Source organism: Clostridium sp. C2-6-12, from assembly GCF_009928485.1.
Taxonomy (GTDB): Bacteria; Bacillota; Clostridia; order Clostridiales; family Clostridiaceae; genus Clostridium.
In genome coordinates, this window is the sequence record NZ_JAABNP010000003.1 from 215,003 (window position 1) to 237,724 (window position 22,722).

Here is a 22,722-nt window from a genome sequence, read left to right on the forward strand (position 1 = left end):
CTAAGCAGTTTTTTTTGCATATAGCTTTCACTCTACCATATGTATCTATAGAAATACTTAATTAATACCATTCATAATTAAGTTAAAATCCATTTATAGAAGCTTCTTCGATTTCAAGTTCACTAAAAATTTTTGCTACAATACTTTCATATTCCTGAAGTCTATCTGTTTTTCTTATTACTTTAGCATATTTATCACTTTCAGCAAATAAGTGTTTCATATAAAACCAAACTTCCTTCATTTTAAACAGTACATTTCTATCCCCAGAAAGAATTTGCTGATAGCCTTTATATAATTCATCATGAAATCCCTTAACCTTTTTTCTATCTACAATATCGTTATTCTTTATTTGTAGTATCAATGCTGGATTTGCAATAATTCCTCGTCCTAACATCACAGCTTGTAATTCTGGATAACTTTGTATTAGCTCTTTATAATTATTTACATTGAAAATATCACCATTATAGCACACAGGATTTTTACTTAAAGCTAACCCTTCTTTAAATACTTCCATGTTAGGCTTATTCTTATAATAATCAGTTTGTATTCTTGGATGAATAATAAGCTCTTCTAAAGGATATTTATTAAAAATTTCAATAAGCTCATAAAATTCCTCTGGAGAATCCTTTCCTATTCTCGTTTTTATAGAAATTTTAGTTGAGGTCTTAGAAAATACTTCTTCCAAAAATTCATCTAGCTCTTTTCTTTTCGCAAGAAACCCTGAACCTTTGCACTTGGCAACAACAGTTCCGGAGGGACATCCTAAATTTAAATTAATTTCATCATAGCCAAACTTAGCTATTTCATTTACAGTACCAATAAAATATTCAGAATTATTGGTTAGTATTTGAGGAACTGCATTAATTCCTTCATTATGTTCAGGTAATATGTCATTTAATTCTCTTGATGTAAATCCCTTATTTTTAGTTGGCGAAATAAAGGGTAAAAAGTATTTATCAATTTCTCCAAAAAATCTTTCATATGCATTTCTATATATGTATCCTGTAACACCCTCCAATGGGGCCAAATAATATTTCATCTTATAAAACTCCTCATTATATATGTAATTTCACATCTATTGTATCTGACAAATATATTTTTGTATAGTCATGTACTTTCTATTTATAATTACATATATAACTATTAAAATACTATTGTACATACTTTCAACTAGAAAACATTTAATTTCCTCTTTAAAAATAACTTATAATTAAAGATACTTAAATAATTTATTCTAAATCATTTTACTCACTTAATACTAATTGTGATTTAAATACTATCACAGCATCACCACAAATTTTAACTTCAACTGGTTCCCCTTCTTCAATCTTCACTTCCACTTCAATTATACCTGCTCTATTTATGGCTTCTCCTTGTTTAATTTTAAATTTAAATAAGGAATTATTATGTTTAACATGATTATAATGAACAAGATATGCACCTAAAGGACCATTTGCATTACCTGTAACAGGATCCTCATTAATACCTACTGCTGGTGCAAACATTCTTCCATTAATTAAAATATCTGCTTCTTGTTGATTAACTGTAAAAACATAATATCCGTTACATTTAATAATTTTGCTCAATTTAGAAAGTGCATCATAATCTGGCTTTAAACTATTTAAAGTTTCAATATCTTTTATTCCAATCATAACCTTAGAATGACCTGTAGATACAATTTGAATTTTATAATTATCTAACAAATCACTTTCTTTTATATTAAGAGCTATCAATAATTTCTTTTTACTTTCATCTTCAATGATATTTCCAAACTCAATTTTACCTTGAGTCATAACAATTTTATAATCATTATTTTCCTTTATTATATCAACAGGCAAAATACCAGCACCTGTTTTTTGATAAGTCCTAGAACTATTAAGTTCATTTTCAATAGCCCTTGCATAATGAGCAGCAATAGTAGCATGGCCACAGATTGGCACTTCACTTGTAGGTGTAAAAAAACGTACATGTGTATCATAGTCACTGCTATCTGAAGAAAAAATAAAAGCTGTTTCAGAGTTATTTAATTCCCTTGCTATTTTCTGCATTTCATAATCTGTTAATCCATCTGCATTTGTTATTACTCCTGCAGGATTTCCTGTGAATTTTTCTTTTGTGAATGAATCAATTTGATATAAATTATACTTTCTAATCATATTTAACCTCTTATATATTAATTATTTTGAATTTATTTCTTTTTAGTTTAATAGAAAACATAAACTCCAATATTATAATTAATTATAAAACTCATAAAATGCACAAGCAAGTATGGACTTTTCACTTATAGCCAAACTTAATTCACAAAACCAACTTATTTCCATATTAAACATTTATTCAATTTGTTGTTTTGCGAATAATGTGTTAATATATTCATGTAATTTTTATAAAAAAGTCATTATATTTATCTAATATTTGTAAATTTATAAAAATAAGCAATATTTTATAAGGGGGCAATTTATATGCAATTTTGGTCTATTTCTGCAATTGGAGTATACCTAGCCATTTTACTTGGAATAGGTTATTATTCTTACAGAAAAACTTCTAATCTTCAAGATTACATGATAGGAGGAAGAGGTCTTGGCCCTATGGTTACAGCACTATCAGCTGGTGCAAGTGATATGAGCGGATGGATGCTTATGGGACTTCCTGGGGCAGTTTATTTAACTGGAATTTCAAGCATTTGGATAGGTATAGGCTTAACATTAGGAGCATATTTAAATTATCTTTTACTAGCTCCAAGATTTCGAGTTTATACGGAATTAGCAAATGACTCATTAACAGTACCTGATTACTTAGAAAACCGTTTTAAAGATACATCAAATATGCTTAGACTTGTATCAGGCATTGTAATTCTTGTTTTCTTTGTTCTTTATATTTCATCAGGTATTGTGGCTGGTGGAAAGCTATTTGTTGACACTTTTAAACTAACTTATACTATGGGTGTTGTTGTTACCTTATCTGTTGTTGTTCTTTATACATATTTTGGAGGATTTTTAGCAGTAAGTCTTACAGATTTCTTTCAAGGAACCTTGATGTTTATATGTTTAGTTGTAGTTCCTGTTGTAGCTTACATGAATATAGGCTTAGCACCTGGAGAATTTGTAAAACAAATTCAAAGTATTGACCCTGCACTATTTGATATGTTTAGAGGTACTAGTATTTCTACGATAATTGGTCTTTTAGCCTGGGGTCTTGGCTATTTTGGCCAGCCACATATAATTGTCCGTTTTATGGCTATAAATTCTGCTAAGGAATTAAAATCAGCAAGAAGAATTGGTATCGGCTGGATGGCTATTGGACTTTTAGGTGCTGTTGCCAGTGGACTAATCGGTCTTGTATTTTTCACTCAACGTCAAAGCCCATTAAGTGATCCTGAAACAGTATTTCTTCGACTTGGAGACATATTATTCCATCCATTTATTACAGGAATAATATTATCTGCAGTACTTGCTGCTATTATGAGTACACTTTCTTCTCAGCTTTTGGTTTGCTCAAGTTCAGTTACAAAAGACTTTTATCTAACTTTCTTTAACAAAAAAGCAACTGAAAAACAACAGATGGTAATAGGAAGATTAGCTGTAGTTGCAATTGCTGCACTCGCAACAATACTCGCATACCTTCCAAATAAGACTATACTAAGTATAGTTGGGCAGGCTTGGGCTGGTTTTGGTTCAGCTTTTGGCCCAGTACTTTTATTAAGCCTTTACTGGAAGAGGATGAATAAATGGGGAGCTCTTTCAGGTATGATTGTTGGTGGTTTGACAGTTATCTTATGGATTACAACTGGTTTATCTGCTTACCTATACGAAATGATTCCAGGCTTTGCACTTTCTCTTATTTCAGTTGTTGTAGTAAGTCTTTTAACAGAAGAAGTTCATGAAGATGTTCACGATGAATTTGATAAAATGCAAAATATATTAGCTGATATTGAATAATAAATGTAAAAAAGCTGATTTTAGATAATCAACAAATTATCTAAAATCAGCTTTATTAAATAATATATTAGTATTTACATTTTATTTAAGTTCATATTATTTCATATATATACCTATCATCTCCATCTTATCATTATATGATATGGTAAATTGAACATTTCCTTTTTCATATTTTGCATTTACTATTACTACAGCCGAATCATCTTTTCCAACAAAAGCTTCTTTATTTATAGACTCAAACTTTCCAAGCTTGTTCTTCATCATTTCCCAAGACTCTTTTAACTTTTCTGCTGTTAACTTTGATTTTAAGTCTTGACTGCCTGTTGCAATAACTTCGTCATATTTTTCATTGTTTAAATTGTCTATCACAGTTTCCACTGATGTTTTTAATTTATCTTCACTAAAAGCATCACTCAATTTTGTAGCTCCACAACCTGTAAACATCATACACAATATTATTATACTAACTATTCTTATAAATGGTCTCATTTTAAATCTCCTCTTCTAACTTATTAAATAATCCTTTTGATTTAATAATAAATATCATAGCTACAATAGCTGATATTCCAACAAAAACTTCTAATCCTAGCATTCCCATACCAAAAACTTTTGGAAATATTATTACTGGTGAATCAATAATAGTATGCATTAATATAGCCATTCCTAGATATATTAGTTTTCTCTTTCTAATTCCATATAAAACTAACAAAGTTAGTGCAATTTGAATTGTAATTGCAAAAATTCTTTCAATACCTCCAAGTAATATAATCATACTACCTGTGCTATTGAATAAGGCTCTTAGGCTTTCTTCACTCATGCCTAATTTACTTGCATCAAAAGTTCCATTATTCATTCCTATTAAAATCACTAAATTACTTATAGATGAAGTGCCCGTAAGCACCATTGCCTCTATGCCCCCATGACCAAATCCAAAAGCAATTCCATCAATCCAACTTCTATTATTTTTCAATCCTATTTTAAAACCTAAAAATCTTCCTACTTCTTCAAATATCCCTGCTGTTATTCCTAAAAATAATCCATATAATATAGGATTAGATATAGACATTACATTGTACCAAGCCATTTTAGGTAAAACGAGTTGTATTATAGGAATTCTTGTGAACACTTGAAAAAATAAAAACACTCCCATTCCAATGAAAAATGATTTCACCACTTTCTTTTTAGTTACTATAAAATAAGTAAGTGCCCCTATAGGAATTCCAAAACATATAATAATATTAATTATAAAACAAACAATTAACGATGTATCTTTCATCTAGTCACATCCTTTTATAAATATTAAATAATAATTTAAACTATTGGAATTACAATATTGACTTTAAATAGCTTTTGATCATAATATATTCTCATATTACCTTCATATTTTTCTAAAGCTTTTTTAACATTAACCAATCCAATACCTTCATGATTTTTCTTTTTAGATATAATTCCATTTTTATTTTCCTTAGGTATTTCATTAATTGTATTACTTAAATTAATAACAATAAATTCATTAAACTTATCAACCTTAAAATTAATTAACTTGTCATCTTTAACTTCTATACAAGCTTCTCTTGCATTATCAAATAAATTAGCAAAAATCGTTGTTAAATCAATATCCTTTATAAAATCTAAATTTATATCTCCTATCTGGCATTTTAATTTAATATCTAAAAGTTCTGCCTTTTGAGCCTGGTCATTTACAATAATATTTAAAACCTTATTATTCGTATAGTATTTTTGACCTAACTCTTCTAGCATTTCATACATATCTTTTGCATACTCACTGGCAATATGATTTTCCTTTAAGTTATACAGCTGCTCAATTGATTGGAGATGATTCTTCATATCATGAATCACCTTCCGTGAATTCTTATACTTCTTTTCCAAATTATTATAGTATTCATATTGCATCTTAGACTTCTGTTCATAAAGTGCTATTTCATTTTTTAATATATTATTTTTTGATATTGATTCAAAAATATTAGTAATATACAAATTTAAAACAATAATAAATATTAAGTTTACTATAAGCAAAATAATTTCTTCCATTGAAGCATAAATTTGAACATATATTATTAAAGTCATAATATAAAAAATACTGAAGGCTGGAAGAATTAAAAAGATTAAATATTGCACTGGAGTAATCTTTTCAATTTTCCTATTCTTAAACCAAATAATAAACAATCTAGAGACACTTAAATTTGCAAACTGGGTAACAATTGAACCTGTAATTATATAAAAATCTAAATTAGCAAAATTAATGTTAAATACTTTATAAACTAATTGTAATAAAATACTTATTACAATTTGAAAACAACACAAAAACAAAATAAATATACTATAATATAAAATATGTATTTTATTATTATTATACAAAAAGTGTCCAATAATTATTGTTCCCCCAAGACTTGCTATTATATTTATTAAGGAATTACCATATATATTAATTCCAAAAAGAACTAAGGTGAATGCAATATAAGCTAATATATATGTATTTTTTGTAATATATAGTTCTACCTAACTTACTCATAAAATCAAAAATAATATAAGTTGATAGGAAACCAAGCAGAACTGAAATTATCTGACTAAATACTGAAATTGGATTATCAAACATAGCTGCCTCCTGATTTTTATATTTAAATATGATTTTCTAAAAATATATTAAGCTGTTCCCTAAATTCTGCTGATTTCTTTTGAGAAAGAGGAATAATACTTCCATCCATCATATAAATATCATAACCTTTTATAGATTTTACATAGAATAAATTGACTGTAAAACTCTTATGAGGCATTAAAAAGCCATATCTACTCATAAAATCTGCAACAGTTGTTATTTTTTCTTTTAAAATATAGGTCTTATTTAATGCTTTTAGTTTAACCTTGCGATTTAAATATTCAAAGAAATAAATGTCTTTTGGTGATAATCTCATTATTCCCTCTTCAGTTATAAATTCAATTAAAGTTTCTTCCTTTTCGTTTGTTCCATATGAAATAACTTCATCTAACTGCTTATATATTTCTTCTTTTTTAACTGGCTTATTTAAATATCCAAAAGCATGAACTGAAAAAGCTAAGTTAATATAATCAGTAAAATTAGTCACATAAATTATTTTTACATTCTTATCATAATTTCTTATTTCTCTTGCTGTTTCAATCCCATTAATTCCAGACATATCAATATCTAAAAATATAACATCAAACTTATTTTTTATTTTTAATAATTCTTCTCCGCTATTATATATACTAATTGTAAATTTTACTTTTTCATATGCTTCCAGTAAGTTTTTCATTTGCTTTACAATATTAAGATCGTCATCACATATTGCTATATTCAACATAACACTTCTCCATATTATTCTAAACTTATTTAATTTTGCAGATTTCCTAGGACATGCTAATTATATAATTGGCAAAAAATATTTACAATATAACTTTCATAAGATACAGTTTTTTTGCTCAAAATACATATAAAGTATTAGTGAAATTATTTTTCTATCTACTTTTTAATTTGTATTTTATTCATAATAAAAACACCTACGATTGATTCGTAGGTGCTATCAATTAATTTCTTATTTCGTTGTACTTAATTCCTATATTTATTAAAAAACTCAAAATTTTATGTCTGACATTATTAACAATTTTCTATTGAAGTACTCCACAATTGTTGAAAATATTGATTACTTTCTAACAATCCCTCAAAATTACCTTCCCCAACAATTTTTCCTTTTTTGAATACGTAAATTTTTTCATACTCTTTTATTGTATTTAAACGATGCGCTATTGTTATAATTGTTTTATTCTTTAATTGCGTCATAACATTTTTCATTACTAATTCTTCTGTAACATTGTCCATAGCTGAAGTAGCTTCATCTAATATAATAATTTTTGCTTCTCCAAAAAAGACTCTAGCCAAGGCCAGTCTTTGGCGTTCTCCTCCAGAAAGCATGATACCTTTTTCTCCAACTTCTGTATCAAGTCCTTTAGGTAGTGAAGAATAAAAAGATGATAGACCAACACTTTTTAATGCGGCTACAACTTCATTATCAGAAATATCTTTGTCAAAAACAATGTTTTCTCGCAAGTTTCCATCAAAAATAGGAGCTTCTTGTGAAGTATAAGAAACATACTCATAAAAGTCATTCAAATTAACTTCTGCTAAATTATTTGTGTCTACATAAATATTGCCTTTATCAGCTTTAAGTAAACCTATTATTTGCTTAACAATAGTCGATTTTCCAGAGCCGCTTTCTCCTACAAACGCCACTGAACTTCCTGCTTTGATTTTAAATGATAACTCCTCGAAAACCTTCTTACCGTCATAAGAAAAACAAACTTTATCAAAAGATATATTTCCTTGAACTTCCATAGAATTTATTTTTTTGCCTGAATGTAATTTAACATCATCTGGCATATCTAATAAATCTGTATATCTCTTGAAAGCACTTCTATCTAATTTATATTGAACAAACAACACATTGAATATTGCAACAGGTGAATAAGCCTTATCAATTAAAGTAATTAATGCAACTACAGCTCCTGCTGACAATGTATTCCCCTTCCAGCTTATAAATATTATGATTACTTTGATAATTGTAATAAATAATGCAAAAATAGCAAAAAATGCTTCATGAATCATCTTCATTTTCGTTTTTGAATTTACAATGTTCCTTGATGTATCTTCTGCTTTTTCTATCTCAGAATGAAATCTTTTGTTAGTTCTAAAAACAACTAATTCCATAAATCCACGGACTACATACTTATTAAAAATTTCTTCATTATTTAAAATATGAGCTTTAATATTATACAAATATTTAAGTAACATATTTGTTATTATAAAAACAAATATATAACCAATTCCAATATAAATCATAATGTTTTTATCAATGTTTGCTATAAATATTAAGCTAAAAAATATGCTTGGAATCAATTCCCTAAGTGATTTAAAATAAAAATCAAACAATATACTCTTACCTGCATTGGCTCCTGATTCAATTTTTTGAACAAGATTTCCTGTTCCCAAAGCTTGATAATATTTATAATCTATTGTGCTCATTTTTTTTAGTGCTTTAAGTTTAAAACCTAAAAATATGCTTTCAGATAATTTACAACCTGGATATTCATCAATATAATTTAATCCACAAATTATCAATAAAACAAAACCATAAATCAATAGTGTTGTTATTGATAATTTGTTGGAACTAAAATCATCTAAAACCTTTTGAAAATAGCTGGCACTAAAAGAATTCAATAAAGCCAAAGCTATTCCGAGTAATATATAAATTGTAGTTAATACTTTTTTATTTTTTAAAATTTCTAAATTGTGTTTCATAACTGCACTCCTCTAATTTTTAATATATAATTAAAAATCAGTACAGTTGATACTGTAAGCACATTCTTTTAATCTCAGTACAATCTGCTCACAGATTATTCAACTGTACTGAGCAGTTATCTCGTTTAAATCTCACCACTTAATTCACGTCCCTTCACAAGCACCTTTGTAAAAGCCTTGCCCTTTTAAGTATAATAATCATTACATCCATAATCAAGTTTTTTTATACTGCCTTTACCATTATATAATCAGCATCTATGTATTAACCTTATATACTTTATCATAAACAATATTTTTAAACTTTATAAATTCTGAATTATCAACTGTTCTTGGATAACTCATAACCTTAAGAGGCAAAAAATCATGTTGCTTTTGCATAGGAGGTTGTAAATAATGAAAGTCATTTAAATAAAATCCAAGTCTCTCGTAAAATTTAATTCTTCTCATGGATATTTTATCTTGCGGAAGCTCTACTTCTAAAAATATCAACTTATTAGATTTATTTAAGTAATCTTTTAACATTAAACTTCCTATTCCATGTCCTCTTAACTCGTTTGCTACCGCAAAATGTTCAATAAAGTTAAACTCATTAAATTTCCAATTTGCTAAAAAAGCATTTATGCTTTTTTCTTCATTTTTATTCACTATTATTTCATATTCTAATTTATGAAGAAGTTCCTTTTGATCCTCATAATTTCGCCTTTCTATACTTGGAAAAGCTTCCTTCATTAACTCAAAAAAATTATTAAAATCAGAATAATTGAACTTCTTTAAACTTAACTTGTCCATTTTTTTCACTCCAATTAATTTATTAAATATTTTCTTCTTACAACTGTATTTAAATCAAGCATTCATATTTCAAGATTATTAACATATAAAATAAAGGATTCCCTGCGCAAACACAAAGGTACCCTTTATTAAGAATATTAATTTATTTGTATACTTAACTTTTTAATCTTCTTCATTAAAATCGTGAGCAAATACCTCATCCATATTTTTAAAACTTAAACCACCTGCTTCATAGCAGTCTAATATTGCAGTTTCCATTTCTTCTAGTGGAATATCATCAAATGTTTCACAAAGAAAACCTTCATCTATATATGATTGACAAATAGCTTCTTTTAATTCCTCTATTGAAACACCATTTTCTTGAAATAACTTTAAAAATAACTCTTTAGTTTTAATTTCTTTTTCTTGTATACTTAATTCCATATTCAATCTAAAAAATCCCCTTTTATTCTTCATCATCGTCATCTGCTAATATTTCTTTTACTTCTTCAATACTCAAGCCCGTTGCCTCTGCAATTTCATCTAATTCTTCAAATCCCATTAGATCATGAGCTAATGAAATCATAAGCTTCTTAACATTTTCCTCAACCTTTGGTGGAAGGTCTGACATCTCTGATAGATTTTCGGTTAAATCAAAGTATTCATCTCCTTCTTCCATTTCCTCTTCAAGCTCAAACTGTTTTCTCTTTTTTGCCCTTTCCCTATCGAATTCATTTAGGTATACAAGCTTATTATTATTTACTTCCAAGTCTTCATCTGAAAATACAGTTATCCCCTCTTTTTCTAAAAGATAAGCTGTTATTCCTTTTCCTTTAATCTTATTGCCAGAAAAAGTTCCGTCATAAATCTGATTACAACCACATGAAGGACTACCTTCTTTTAATATAGCTTTTGTTGCTCCAAGTTCCCTTGCTATATTTAATGTTTCATAAGCTCCTTTTACGAACTGATTAGTTACATCTTCACCTTTTGAATTAATGGCTTTTGCATCTCCATTTATTACCGCCTCCGCTAATCCACTTAGCTCCACTGGATTTCTTGGTGTAGGTAATCCACCTAATTGTTCTGGACAGACTAATACTGCCCTTCCTTCTCTAAATAATTTTAAACAGCGTTCATTTGCACCATTTTTTCCATCATATCTACAATTAACGCCACACAAACATGCACTTATTATGTACATAAAATCACCCCGATTATTTCAGTTTACAGTTAACAATTAACAGTTGTTAGAACATGTTTTATATAATTTAAGAATGTACGTGGTAAAAAGTAAAAACCCAAAAATGAGAGTCTAAATCTTGTATTTGGTTTCTCGAACTTTCCCTATGGGCATCTTTGATTTGGTTATTCTAACTATCAAAGTGAGCTTCATCCTTAACTGCTAACTGTGCACTGTTAACTGCTAACTGGTTTACGCTTTTAGTTCTACCATGGTAACTCCATCTCCACCTTCACCATATGCACCTAATCTATATGATTTAACATGAGGATGTCTCTTAAGCATATCATTTATTGCCTTTCTAAGCACTCCTGTTCCTTTACCATGGACTATAGTTACTTCTCCTAGGTTAGCTCTATAAGCATCATCTAAATATTTATCTGCTTTATAACATGCATCTTCTGCATCTAAGCCTCTTAAATCAACTCTTGATTCTATTGAACTTAAATTAAGCTTTACTTCTCTCTTTCGTCTTACCTTTTCTTCTTTTGTCTGCTGAGTTTTTCTTAAATCTTTTAATTTAACGCTGATTTTCATTATTCCGGCTTCAACTTGAACTTCACCCTTGCTGTCTGGCATTGATACTACTATTACCTTTTGATTTAGAGATGGTAAGAAAGCTTCCATTCCTAGAGTTACTTTAGTTAAAACTTCTCCATCATTTTCCTTCATATTATGTAAGCCTCTTTCTTTACTTTCAAGGCTTTCTCTAAGTTTTTTTCGTTCTTCTTCAAGTCTTTGCCTTCCACCGCTTTCTATTCCCAGCTTTTCAAGCTCCCTCATGGCTTTTAAAATATCATCAGCTTCATCTTTTGCATTAGCAATAATTTCTTTTGCTTCTTTTCTTGCATCCATATATGCTTTTTCTCTTGTCTTTTCAAGCCTTTCAAGCTTTTCCTCAAAGCTCTTCTTAAGTTCTTCTGCTTCCTGCTTTATCTTTTTAGCTTCTCTAGCTTCTTGCTTTGCTATAATGCTTTTTTCTTGAAGTTCACGAATTAAATTTTCAAACTGAAGATTTTCTTCTGACATATATTCTTTAGCTCTCTTTATTACACCTTCAACAAGACCTAATCTCTTTGAAATTTCAAAGGCATTAGATTTTCCTGGAACACCAATTAAAAGTCTATAAGTTGGTCTTAAAGTTTCTATATCAAATTCAACAGAAGCATTTTCAACCCCCTCTGTTTTTAATGCATAAGCTTTAAGTTCACTATAGTGAGTTGTTGCAATTAATTTTGCACCTCTATTTCTTAAAGTCTCTAAAATAGATACGGCAAGTGCAGCACCTTCTGCTGGATCTGTCCCTGCTCCTAGTTCATCAAAAAGAACTAATGACTTATCATCTACATATCTCATAATATTAACTATATTAGTCATATGAGATGAAAATGTAGATAAACTTTGTTCAATACTTTGTTCATCACCTATATCTGCAAATATTTCAGTGAAAAAGGCTATAGATGAATTATCACGAGCAGGAATTAAAAGTCCACTTAACCCCATAATATGAAGAAGCCCTACTGTTTTAATAGTAACAGTCTTACCACCTGTATTAGGACCTGTAATCATTAAAGTTTGAAATTCTTCTCCTAGATAAATATCTGATGGAACAACCTTATCTGCTTCTATTAAAGGATGTCTCCCTGATAGTATACTAAATATACCATCTTCTCTAAGGATAGGTTTTACTGCATTTAGTGAAGATGCATATTTTCCTTTAGCAAATATAAAATCAAGTTCAACAAGTATTTTTATATTACTTGAGCATTGTTCCCCATTTATTTTAACCTTTCCTGAAAGTTCTGATAATATTCTATCTATTTCAGCTTTTTCTTTTAAGTATAATTCTCTTATTTCGTTATTTAAATTTACTAAGCTCATAGGCTCAATAAAAAATGTAGCCCCTGTTGAACTTTGATCATGTACAAGACCAGGTACCTGACTCTTGTATTCTGATTTTACAGGAATTACATATCTATCGCCTCTCATAGTATATAAATCATCTTGTAAATACTTTGAATTACTTCTAACTATAGAACTTATTTTTTCTCTTATGGAAGAGTTTTTTTCTTTAAGGCTTCTTCTTATATTGTGTAAAGTTGAACTTGCTTTATCGCTAATTTCATCTTCTGATATTATAGCCCTTTCTATTTCTTCTTCTAAAGATTTTATTGGAACCAATATATATGCTAAATCTTCAAGTCTTGGAAACGCTCTTTCAACTTCCTCTCTCTTGAAGAATTCCTTCATTGTTCTAGTTGCTCTAAGCATTCCTCCAACCTTTAACAATTGTGCTGGAGTTAAAGTCCCACCTTTTTTTGCTCTTTCTATACATTCTTCTGCATCAGATAAGCCTTCAAAAGGAGGATTACCTTTGGTAATCAAAATTTCAAGCGCTTCATTTGTTTCTTCAAGCTTATTATTTATTTCATATACATTATCATAAGGTTCCAAAGCATCAATCATTGCTTTTCCTGCATTGGTTCTAGCATATTTCTTAATTCTTTCTTTAATTTTATTAAACTCTAATACTCTTAGAGAACGTTCATTCATTTTAACACACCCTTCAAGATCAGTTAACAGTGCACAATTTACAGTTAACAGTTGAGAATTAAATCCTTGTAAGATTTAATATATTAATTTTCCAGGAAATTATAATTTTTCTTCCAAACTGTTAACTGTTAACTTTTAACTGCTAACTGTTATTCAACTCCTCGTCTATAATGACCTTGAGTATATTTCTTATTTTCATTTTTTCTGCCATAAGATATTTGTTCTAAAATATCTTTAACATCTTCATAGCTTTCATCTTTAAAGTCTACTCTAAAATTACTAATGTTAAAAGACTTTAATTCCTCCAACTGTTCAATTAAATTTGTAGGTATTGAATTTAATATATAACTTCTACAATTGTTATCGGTTATAACTTTAAAGATTTCATTCATTCTATCTACAAGCTCAAAACTATCCTTCATGCATATTCCATTACATTCCTTTTTAGAAGATTTTCCTCCAAAAGTACTTCCCACAGGACAATATTCACTTACCATAAGTTCAGTACTTCCATAAATATTCATACCCACATTACAGTTAATGTCCTTGATCATTTCCTTTATTTCTTTTCTATTTAATTCTAAACTTATTGATGGAAGATCTATATCTTCTGCATAAAATTCTGCTGCTTCTTTATTGTAAATATTTAATTTATAATCGCCTATTATGAATAGTTTATCTTTATAAATTCTAATTATTCCAACATTTGCAGTTATTATTCCCTTAATATAAGGCATCAATTCATCTATAAGTTTAACAGTATTATTAAATTCTCCTTTAACTATACCAGGAATCTTTAAGTATATATTTATATCCTTTAAATCGCTATAAAGTTTCTTTAAATCATCTTTATTTAATCTATGCTTATGTCTGCTATATGATATATCTAAAGCTATATTTTTAACCTTCTTCTCTTCAACTAATGCTTTAAGCTGATCTTTTGAAGTACAACTATAAATATACCCTAAATCTTCTTTCGACTTTATCTTTTTAGTTTTAAGTTCCTCTTCAATTCTTTTTCTTCTTTTAGAACTAGTTTCTTCTTTTAGAATTTTCTCAAATAATTCTCTTCTTAAATTATTTATTGCTGCTATTCTTATAAACCCATCTTCAAAGTCATCAAAAAGTATGGTATTAAATTTATAAGGAATTTCTCCTGATTTCTTTAAAGCTTCTTCTACTCGCTGTCTTGTTAAAGGCGTATTAGTAGCAGCTTCAACAGTATCTCCAAAAACCTTATATTCTTTACCATTAAATTTAGTTTTGATTACAAGTGGCGCATTTACTTTAAACTCAACTTCTCCTGTTAAATCAAGCTTTCTTTTATAAGGTTTCACATCTTCTTTTAACTCATCATATAAAATTTTGTCAGACATTTTATATAATTTATATCCTTTTTTATATCCACCTGTAGGAAATAATTTAACAGTATCCCCTTTAAAAGCTTCCTTAACTTCTTTGTTGTTTTTTAAAATCTTACTTAAAGTAAATCCATCATCAAGAAATCTAATACCATCACCTAAAGCAACTTTTTCCTCTAATTTAACTTCTCCGTTATTTGTTACCTGACCTATGAAAACCCCTGTATTTTTAGGATAATTATAGCTCATCATATCTTTCCCTACATTTTTATATAAATAGGCTTTTGCAAAACCTTCCCTATTAAATAATTGAGCTAATTCATTTCTTCCTTTATTTAAATCAAATTTTCCAACCTTCAAAGCCTTATCAATAGCTTTTCTATAATTTCTCGTAACACCAGCTACATATTCAGGTTTTTTCATTCTACCTTCGACTTTCAATGACGAAGTTCCACTTTTTATAATTCCCTCAACGTCATCAATTAAGCAAGTATCCTTAGGGCTTAAAAGATATCCTTTCTTTTCTCCAGAAATTTCTCCTTTAATTGTGTACTGCATTCTACAAGGTTGTGCACAACGCCCTCTATTTCCACTTCTGCCACCAATCATTGAACTCATTAAGCATTGTCCTGAATAGCAAACACATAAAGCACCATGCACAAAGATTTCTGTTTCAATACCTAAATCTTTAGATATATATTTAATTTCTTCTAATGTTAATTCCCTTGATAATACTATTCTTTGAAGGCCTTTTTCTCTAAAATATAAAGCCCCTTCTCCATTATGTATTGTCATTTGAGTTGATGCATGAAGTTCAAAATCTGGATATACATCTCTAATTAAATTTATTAATCCGACATCCTGAATTATTAATGCATCTACTCCAATTTCATAAAGATACCCTGCATATTTTAATGCTTCCTTTATTTCACTTTGTTTTAATGCAGTATTTATAGTAACATATACCTTCACCTTATAACTATGTGCATAATCTACAGCCTTCATCATAGTTTCATTATCAAAATTTGAAGCATAAGCTCTTGCTGAAAACTTATTTCCTCCTAAATATATTGCATCTGCTCCATTATTAATAGCTGCAATAAGACTATCCATGCTTCCTGCTGGAGCTAATAATTCAATTTTATTCATTTTTCCTCCTAAGTGAGAATAAAAATACTACATTTTATTCTTCAAAATTTTTAATCTCACATATGAAATAAATATAAACTATTTCATATTCTTTTTCTACATTTGTTTCTTTTTAACTATTGGACCAACTTGTTGCTTTTTTATCTTTGCAATTTCTATTTCTGTATCTATTATTTTAGCTTGTAATTCAAATACTTTATGTTGAAAAGTTCTGCTTTCCTGATTAAGTTTATCATTTTCTTTTTCTATTTCTTGTTTTTCACTAGAAATATTTGAAATCTTTTCTTTTAATTCATCAATTACTGTTTTATTGCTGTTTAATTCTTCTTTTAACTCAAACAACTCATTATTTCTATTTTCTATTTCTTGATTTATAGATTTTAAGCTGCCTTCCTTAGCTTCAATTTGTCGTTTTAGATTTAAGAAAATTCCTTCCTTATCATCTAATTCTTTTTCCAATCTTGCTACTGCACGTTCTCTGCTGTTTAGCTCTTCCCTTGTTCTTTTCAACTCAATCTCTAAAGCTTCTATAGATTTATTTAATTTTTCTATTTCTTGAGCCTTAAAATTAATTTGTTCCTCTTTATCTTTCTTAGTCTTAGCCAATTCTTCCTTTAAGCTTTCATTACCGCTTCTTGTAATATCCAATTCTTCCCTAAGTACTTCTTTTTCTCTATCTGCTTTTTCAATTTCCTTTAATAACTCAGCATTATTAACTTTCATATTATTAATCTCATGATTTAAAGTCTCTTGATCAGTATTTAATTTAAAGATATCGTCTTCAAGAGCTTCTTTTTCTAAAGCATATTCTTCTAATTCCTTTGATAATTTTTGATTTAATTCTTTGAAATTATTAATATCATTATTTAAAATATTCTTTTCTTCCTTCAATCCATTTATTACTTTTTCTAGTTCTTCTTTTTCCATAAGGAATATTTCTATTTCACTTGATAATTCATCATTAATTACTTTCAAACTATTAATTTGATTATTTGAATTTACCAATTCTGAATTCAATCTATTAATTTCACCCTGCAATGCTTCTATTTCTAAAGCATACTTTTCAATATCAGCTGACAACCCTTCGTTGGCAGTCTTAATATCTTTATTCTCATTCTTTAGATTAAATTGTTCTGCCTTTAACTGATTGAATTCTTCTTCTAAAACAGCTTTATCTTTTTCACATTTATCTATTTCAGCTGATAATTGATCGTTAATATCACTTATGCTATTTATTTCAATATTTAATTCCTCTTGTGCAGTTATGAATTTTTTGATTTCAGTCTCTAAATTTTCTTTTTCCTCATTTAATAAATTAATTTGATTTGTTAAGCTTTCATGTTCTTTATTTAAAATAGTTATTTTTTCTTTATATGATGAAATTTCCTTATCTGATTCTTCAAATAAATCATTTAGTTGTTTATTAAGCTCAGCTTTTTCTAAATCACTTACTTCTAACTTCTTGGTTAATTCATCTACCTTTTGTTTTTCATCTTCTAAATTACCATTTAATTCATTGATTTTATTATTGAACTCTTCCTTACTTAATAATAAAGTTTCAATTTTTTTATTTAATTCTTCTTTTTCTAAATTTAATTTAGCCGCATTTTCATTATTTTCACTTATTTCAGCCTCTAATTTTCTCTTATAATCTTCAAGTTCATCATTACACTTATTATAAGCTTCTTTTAACTCTTCTAAGTTTTTCTTACATAACTCATATTCCTTATTAATATTTTCTTTATTAATATTTTCAGCTTCCAATTGTAATTTTACTCTATTTAATTCTTTATGGACATTTGAATAGTTTTCCTCAACTGATAAACTCTTTTCTTTCAATGCCATACTTTCATTATCTAACGTTGTTTTCACCTGGATAAGTTTTTCAATTTCATTATTTAAATCTAAATTCTTAGTATTTACTTCATTTAATTGTAATGATAAATTTTCCTTTTCTTTATTAGCCTTTGCCGCTTCATTAGTTAGTAGAGTTATATTTTCATTAGCTTTTTGAAGCTGATTGCTTAATCTATGCTCCCTACTTTTAGCTTCATCAATTTTTTTATAAAGGATTTTATTTTTTTCTCTAATCTCAATAATTTCTTTATTAATAGTATCATTAAAATTTTTACTCTTCTTAATTTCATCAGTAATTGATTTATTTTCTGACTTTAACTTTTCATTTTCAGACTTAAGATTATTTATTTGATTCATTAATGATTTAAAAGTACCTTCTGAATCTTCATATCTTTGATTTAATTCCAATTCTCTTTTATGAAACTCTTCTTTAATAATCTCTTTTTCTTTTATAGTACCTTCTAATTTTATATTAATTTCTTCTATTGTTTTCTTTAAATCATTTTTTTCATCTTCAATACTATTTTTTTCCTTAATAACCCTATCTAAATCTAAATCACATTCATAAAGTTCATCTGCAATATTTACTGCTGCTAAAACAGTCGCTGCTGTTGTACTTAATCCTGATTTCTTAGAAATTATTTCCTTAATTCTTCCATCAACAAAATTTGCTACCCCTTGCAAATATTTTTCATCTTTATCTCCTTTTAAATTATAACTCATGCCATTTATATTAACTGTTACCTTAAACATAATTAATAACACCTCTTAAAATTCTTTATTTCTTTAATTATATGGTATATTGACTAATAAAACAATTATGTAAACCCAACTAGAAGCCATTTTTATTCAATTTTTCAATTAAAATAAGTACGATAATTTATATTTTCCATAAAAAATTTTTCGTAGTTTTCAAATTTTGTGCTATACTTATTGTGATTATTTTATTGATTAATAAATAATTTGTGATTAACATTTCTTTATTATGTTAATCCTTCTAAAAAACACTAGGCGGTGAGTATCATAAATATTAAATCTATTTTAAGTATTTTATCATCAAGATTCACAGCATTTCTTGCAAAACATATTGTTAAGGGTGGAAGCAATTTTCCTGGTAAAATAGCATTAAAAATTGATAAGTCAATCTTAAAAACTGTAAGTAAAGGATATAAGGTAATTCTAGTAACTGGTACTAATGGAAAAACCACAACTACTAGCATGATTTATAATATATTAAAAGAAAATAAATTTAATGTTATTACCAATAGCACAGGGGCTAATTTATATGCTGGAATTGTAGCTTGCTTTATTTCAAATTATTCTTTTTTTAAAAGAAAAGAAAATCAATATGCTGTAATTGAAGTTGATGAAGCTAACGTTAAATTTATTACTGAATATTTGACTCCTGAAATAATAACTGTAACTAATTTATTTAGAGATCAGTTAGATAGATATGGAGAAGTTTATACTACTTTAGTAAAAATCCTAGAGGGAATAAATAAAGTTCCTGAATCTAAATTAGTACTTAATGGAGATGAATCTTTACTTGGAAGATTAGACTTAAAAAATCCAGTGGTCTATTATGGTTTTAATACTCCTATAAAAGAAAATGCTTCTTTAGATTTAAATGCTGATGCAAAGTTCTGTAAATTTTGTAAAGCGCCTTATTCTTATGACTTAGTAACTTATAATCATTTAGGCTCTTTTTATTGTCCTGAATGTGGATATAAACGCGCTGAGCTTAATTATGCTGTAAATAAAATCTTTGACTTAACAGCTGAAAATTCTTCTGTTTTAATCAATGATACAGAAGTTTTTATAAGCCAATCAGGCGCTTATAACATTTATAATGGTTTATGTGCTTTCTCCATTGCAAAGGAATTAGGCATAGAGGATTCTGTAATTAAAGCATCGCTTCAAAATCAAAGTTCAAGCTTTGGACGCCAAGAGCAAATAACCATTGATAATAAAGATGTACAAATTATATTAGTAAAAAATCCTGCTGGATATAACCAAGCTTTAGATACACTTGCACTTAACAAAAATGAATTTTCAGCTGCATTTATGTTAAATGATAATTATGCTGATGGGCGAGATGTATCATGGATATGGGATGTTGATTTTGAAAAGATATCAGCTCTTAACATTGAAGATATTTTCGTATCCGGAATAAGAATGTATGATATGGCAGTAAGATTAAAAGTTGCAGGTTTAGATGTAAATAAATTTATCTTAGAGGAAGATTATGAACAACTTACAAATAAGATAAAAAATTCAGTTTCAAAAAAAGTTTATATATTAGCAACTTATACTGCAATGATTAATTATAGAAAATATCTTCATTCAAAGGGATATATCCATAAATTGTGGTAAGGAGGATTAATTAATGGAATTAACTATTTGTCACCTATATCCTGATCTATTAAATGTATATGGAGATGTAGGAAATGTACTTATTTTAAAACATAGAGCAGCTCTAAGAGACATTGATGTAAATATAATCAACTGCTCTATAGGAGAAACTATAGATAAAGACAATGTGGATATAATTTTCTTTGGGGGCGGTCAGGATTATGAACAATCAATTGTTTCCAATGACTTAAAAGAAATAAAAGGCGAAGCTATGAAGAGCTATATTGAAGAAGGAAAAGTTCTTCTTGCTATATGTGGTGGATATCAATTGCTAGGAAAATATTATACTGCTCCAAATGGAGAAAGAATAGATGGCCTTGGTATTTTGGATCTATACACTGAAGGTGGAGATAATAGATTTATTGGAAACACTGAAATCTTCAACGAAACCTTCAATGAAACTTATGTAGGCTTTGAAAATCATTCAGGAAGAACTTATATAAACAACCATACTCCACTTGGAAAGTGCATCCATGGATTTGGTAATAATGGTGAAGACGGACTTGAAGGTTGTATATACAAAAATACCTTTGGTTCTTATTTTCATGGTTCCTTTCTTTCTAAGAATCCTGAATTTGCAGATAGGCTTTTAACTCTTGCTCTTCAAAAAAAATATGGAGAAGATTTTAAATTAGCTTCCTTAAATGATAAATTTGAATTAAATGCGAAAAATTCTATAATTGACAGATTAAAAAAATAATTTAATTAATACCAATTATAAGATAATTTAATTAATGAAAGAATTTGAATTAATAGAAATGAAATAATAGAATTGGAGAGATTTCACTTGAAAAGAAATATAATTTTAAAAGCACTAGTATTAACACTTTCTCTATCTTTATTCAGTCCATTAAATTTAGCAAGCCAGGCAGTAAATTATACTTCAAAAGCGATTGCCGCTGAAAGCTTACCTGAAATAACTGCTGAAGCAGCTATTACTATGGATTTAAAAACTGGAGAGGTAATATATTGTAAAGAAGCTGATAGTAAAAGATACCCTGCTAGTACTACTAAGCTTTTAACAGGTTTATTATTAGCTGAAAATAAATCTAAAAATGATATGCTGGAATTTACTAAATCCGCTAAAATGCAGCCAGAATATTCTTTAAATATTAATTATATGAAAAACAGTTTGAAGGTTGGAGATAAAATTTCGGCTGATGATATAATGAAAGGCTTATTACTATTCTCAGGTAATGATACGGCATATGTAATTGCAGATAATATTGCTGGTGATTCTAAGGCCTTTGCTGATTTAATGAATAAAAAAGCAAAAGATCTTGGAGCTAATAGCAGTAATTTTGTAACGCCTAATGGATTACATGATGATAATCACTATACTACAGCATATGACCTTTCTTTAATAACAAAAGCAGCTTTTGCAAATGATTGGGAACGAGAAACTATGCAGCTTGAAAAAGCTCCTATAACGTTAAATAATTCTAGAATAATTTTGGAAAACAGAAATTTAGGTCTGAATAAAAATGGTAATATAGCTGGAAAAACTGGTATAACAAATCAAGCTGGAGGCTGTTTAGCAGCAGTATACGAAAGAAGCGGCAGACAGCTAATAGGTGTAGTTCTTAAAGATAAACAACGTGATAATGCGGATACTACAAAATTTAAAGATATGGATGCTATTATGGATTACAGTTATGCTGCCACTAAGTCAAAGTACAAATCAAATGGAGAAAGTGTTGGGAATGCTGATGTTCAATATAAGGCTTTTATGGCATTCGGGCCAACAAAAACAATATCATTGCCAGTTAAATTGAGTCAAGATGTATCTTATTATAAAAATACAATTAATGATGAAGACTCAAAGTTAAACTTTAAAGGCACAGATTTAGATGCTTGGGATTTACTTTTTAAGAAAGATGTAAAATTGACTTATTCTACAAGAAATTATTCTGAAGAAGTTAGTGGAGTTGTAGAAGTTTCAGTTGGTGACTTACTTAAAGCAAATATATTAGTATATATTTCTACTATTGTAGTTTTAGCTATCATAATTACTTTAATTGCTTTAATTAAAAATATGGCTTCAAACGCAAAACGTAAAAAAAGTCGTTATAGTAACCGTGGAAAAAGAAGAAGATACTAGGAGAAACAAAA

The 22,722-nt window shown here is 28.1% G+C and carries 17 protein-coding genes; 4 read left to right on the forward strand and 13 right to left on the reverse strand.

Features of this window, described 5'->3' with window-relative positions; genetic code table 11:
• Positions 1–82: 82 nt before the first annotated feature.
• Both GXK56_RS04135 and GXK56_RS04140 read right to left on the reverse strand, forming a co-directional pair.
• Positions 83–1,039, reverse strand: coding sequence for a tRNA-dihydrouridine synthase family protein (locus GXK56_RS04135; protein WP_160685433.1), 957 nt, complete (start codon positions 1,037–1,039; stop codon positions 83–85).
• Between the two features lie 205 nt (positions 1,040–1,244).
• Positions 1,245–2,156, reverse strand: coding sequence for a PhzF family isomerase (locus GXK56_RS04140; protein ID WP_160685435.1), 912 nt, complete (start codon positions 2,154–2,156; stop codon positions 1,245–1,247).
• 303 nt (positions 2,157–2,459) lie between these two features.
• On the opposite strand from GXK56_RS04140, the gene putP reads away from it, so the two are divergent.
• On the forward strand, positions 2,460–3,935 hold the full coding sequence (putP, locus tag GXK56_RS04145) for a sodium/proline symporter PutP (protein WP_160685438.1): 1,476 nt from the start codon (positions 2,460–2,462) through the stop codon (positions 3,933–3,935).
• A gap of 96 nt (positions 3,936–4,031) precedes the next feature.
• On the opposite strand, the gene GXK56_RS04150 is transcribed toward putP, so the two are convergent.
• From GXK56_RS04150 to zapA, 11 genes are all read right to left on the reverse strand, one after another.
• The gene (locus tag GXK56_RS04150; RefSeq protein ID WP_160685441.1) at positions 4,032–4,424 is read right to left on the reverse strand and encodes a DUF3887 domain-containing protein; all 393 of its coding nucleotides are present in this window, start codon (positions 4,422–4,424) and stop codon (positions 4,032–4,034) included.
• Position 4,425: 1 nt separating this feature from the next.
• On the reverse strand, positions 4,426–5,211 hold the full coding sequence (locus tag GXK56_RS04155) for a YhfC family glutamic-type intramembrane protease (protein ID WP_160685443.1): 786 nt from the start codon (positions 5,209–5,211) through the stop codon (positions 4,426–4,428).
• A 35-nt stretch (positions 5,212–5,246) separates the two neighbouring features.
• Positions 5,247–5,987, reverse strand: a complete 741-nt coding sequence (locus tag GXK56_RS28050) for an ATP-binding protein (RefSeq protein WP_243156006.1) — start codon at positions 5,985–5,987, stop codon at positions 5,247–5,249.
• Positions 5,988–6,574: 587 nt separating this feature from the next.
• Positions 6,575–7,276 carry a LytTR family DNA-binding domain-containing protein gene (locus GXK56_RS04165; RefSeq protein WP_160685446.1) on the reverse strand — a complete coding sequence of 234 codons (702 nt, stop codon included), beginning with the start codon at positions 7,274–7,276 and terminating at the stop codon, positions 6,575–6,577.
• A 293-nt stretch (positions 7,277–7,569) separates the two neighbouring features.
• Positions 7,570–9,267 (reverse strand): ABC transporter ATP-binding protein, encoded by a 1,698-nt coding sequence (locus GXK56_RS04170; RefSeq protein WP_160685449.1) that lies wholly within the window; start codon positions 9,265–9,267, stop codon positions 7,570–7,572.
• 255 nt (positions 9,268–9,522) lie between these two features.
• A complete protein-coding gene (locus GXK56_RS04175) occupies positions 9,523–10,056 on the reverse strand; it encodes a GNAT family N-acetyltransferase (protein WP_160685451.1) in 534 nt (177 codons plus the stop codon).
• 162 nt (positions 10,057–10,218) lie between these two features.
• Positions 10,219–10,485 (reverse strand): hypothetical protein, encoded by a 267-nt coding sequence (locus GXK56_RS04180; protein ID WP_160685454.1) that lies wholly within the window; start codon positions 10,483–10,485, stop codon positions 10,219–10,221.
• 16 nt (positions 10,486–10,501) lie between these two features.
• A complete protein-coding gene (locus GXK56_RS04185) occupies positions 10,502–11,239 on the reverse strand; it encodes a DUF523 domain-containing protein (protein ID WP_160685457.1) in 738 nt (245 codons plus the stop codon).
• Between the two features lie 231 nt (positions 11,240–11,470).
• Complete coding sequence (locus GXK56_RS04190; RefSeq protein WP_160685459.1) at positions 11,471–13,831, reverse strand: endonuclease MutS2; 2,361 nt, start codon at positions 13,829–13,831, stop codon at positions 11,471–11,473.
• A gap of 149 nt (positions 13,832–13,980) precedes the next feature.
• Positions 13,981–16,341, reverse strand: a complete 2,361-nt coding sequence (locus GXK56_RS04195) for a U32 family peptidase (protein ID WP_160685462.1) — start codon at positions 16,339–16,341, stop codon at positions 13,981–13,983.
• Between the two features lie 96 nt (positions 16,342–16,437).
• Positions 16,438–18,951: a cell division protein ZapA gene (gene zapA, locus GXK56_RS04200; RefSeq protein WP_160685465.1), complete on the reverse strand. Its 2,514-nt coding sequence runs from the start codon at positions 18,949–18,951 to the stop codon at positions 16,438–16,440.
• A 261-nt stretch (positions 18,952–19,212) separates the two neighbouring features.
• On the opposite strand from zapA, the gene GXK56_RS04205 reads away from it, so the two are divergent.
• From GXK56_RS04205 to GXK56_RS04215, 3 genes are all read left to right on the forward strand, one after another.
• Positions 19,213–20,571: a Mur ligase family protein gene (locus GXK56_RS04205; protein ID WP_160685467.1), complete on the forward strand. Its 1,359-nt coding sequence runs from the start codon at positions 19,213–19,215 to the stop codon at positions 20,569–20,571.
• Positions 20,572–20,584: 13 nt separating this feature from the next.
• Positions 20,585–21,310 carry a type 1 glutamine amidotransferase gene (locus GXK56_RS04210; protein WP_160685470.1) on the forward strand — a complete coding sequence of 242 codons (726 nt, stop codon included), beginning with the start codon at positions 20,585–20,587 and terminating at the stop codon, positions 21,308–21,310.
• 87 nt (positions 21,311–21,397) lie between these two features.
• Positions 21,398–22,711: a D-alanyl-D-alanine carboxypeptidase gene (locus GXK56_RS04215; protein WP_160685473.1), complete on the forward strand. Its 1,314-nt coding sequence runs from the start codon at positions 21,398–21,400 to the stop codon at positions 22,709–22,711.
• The last annotated feature ends 11 nt before the right edge of the window (positions 22,712–22,722 follow it).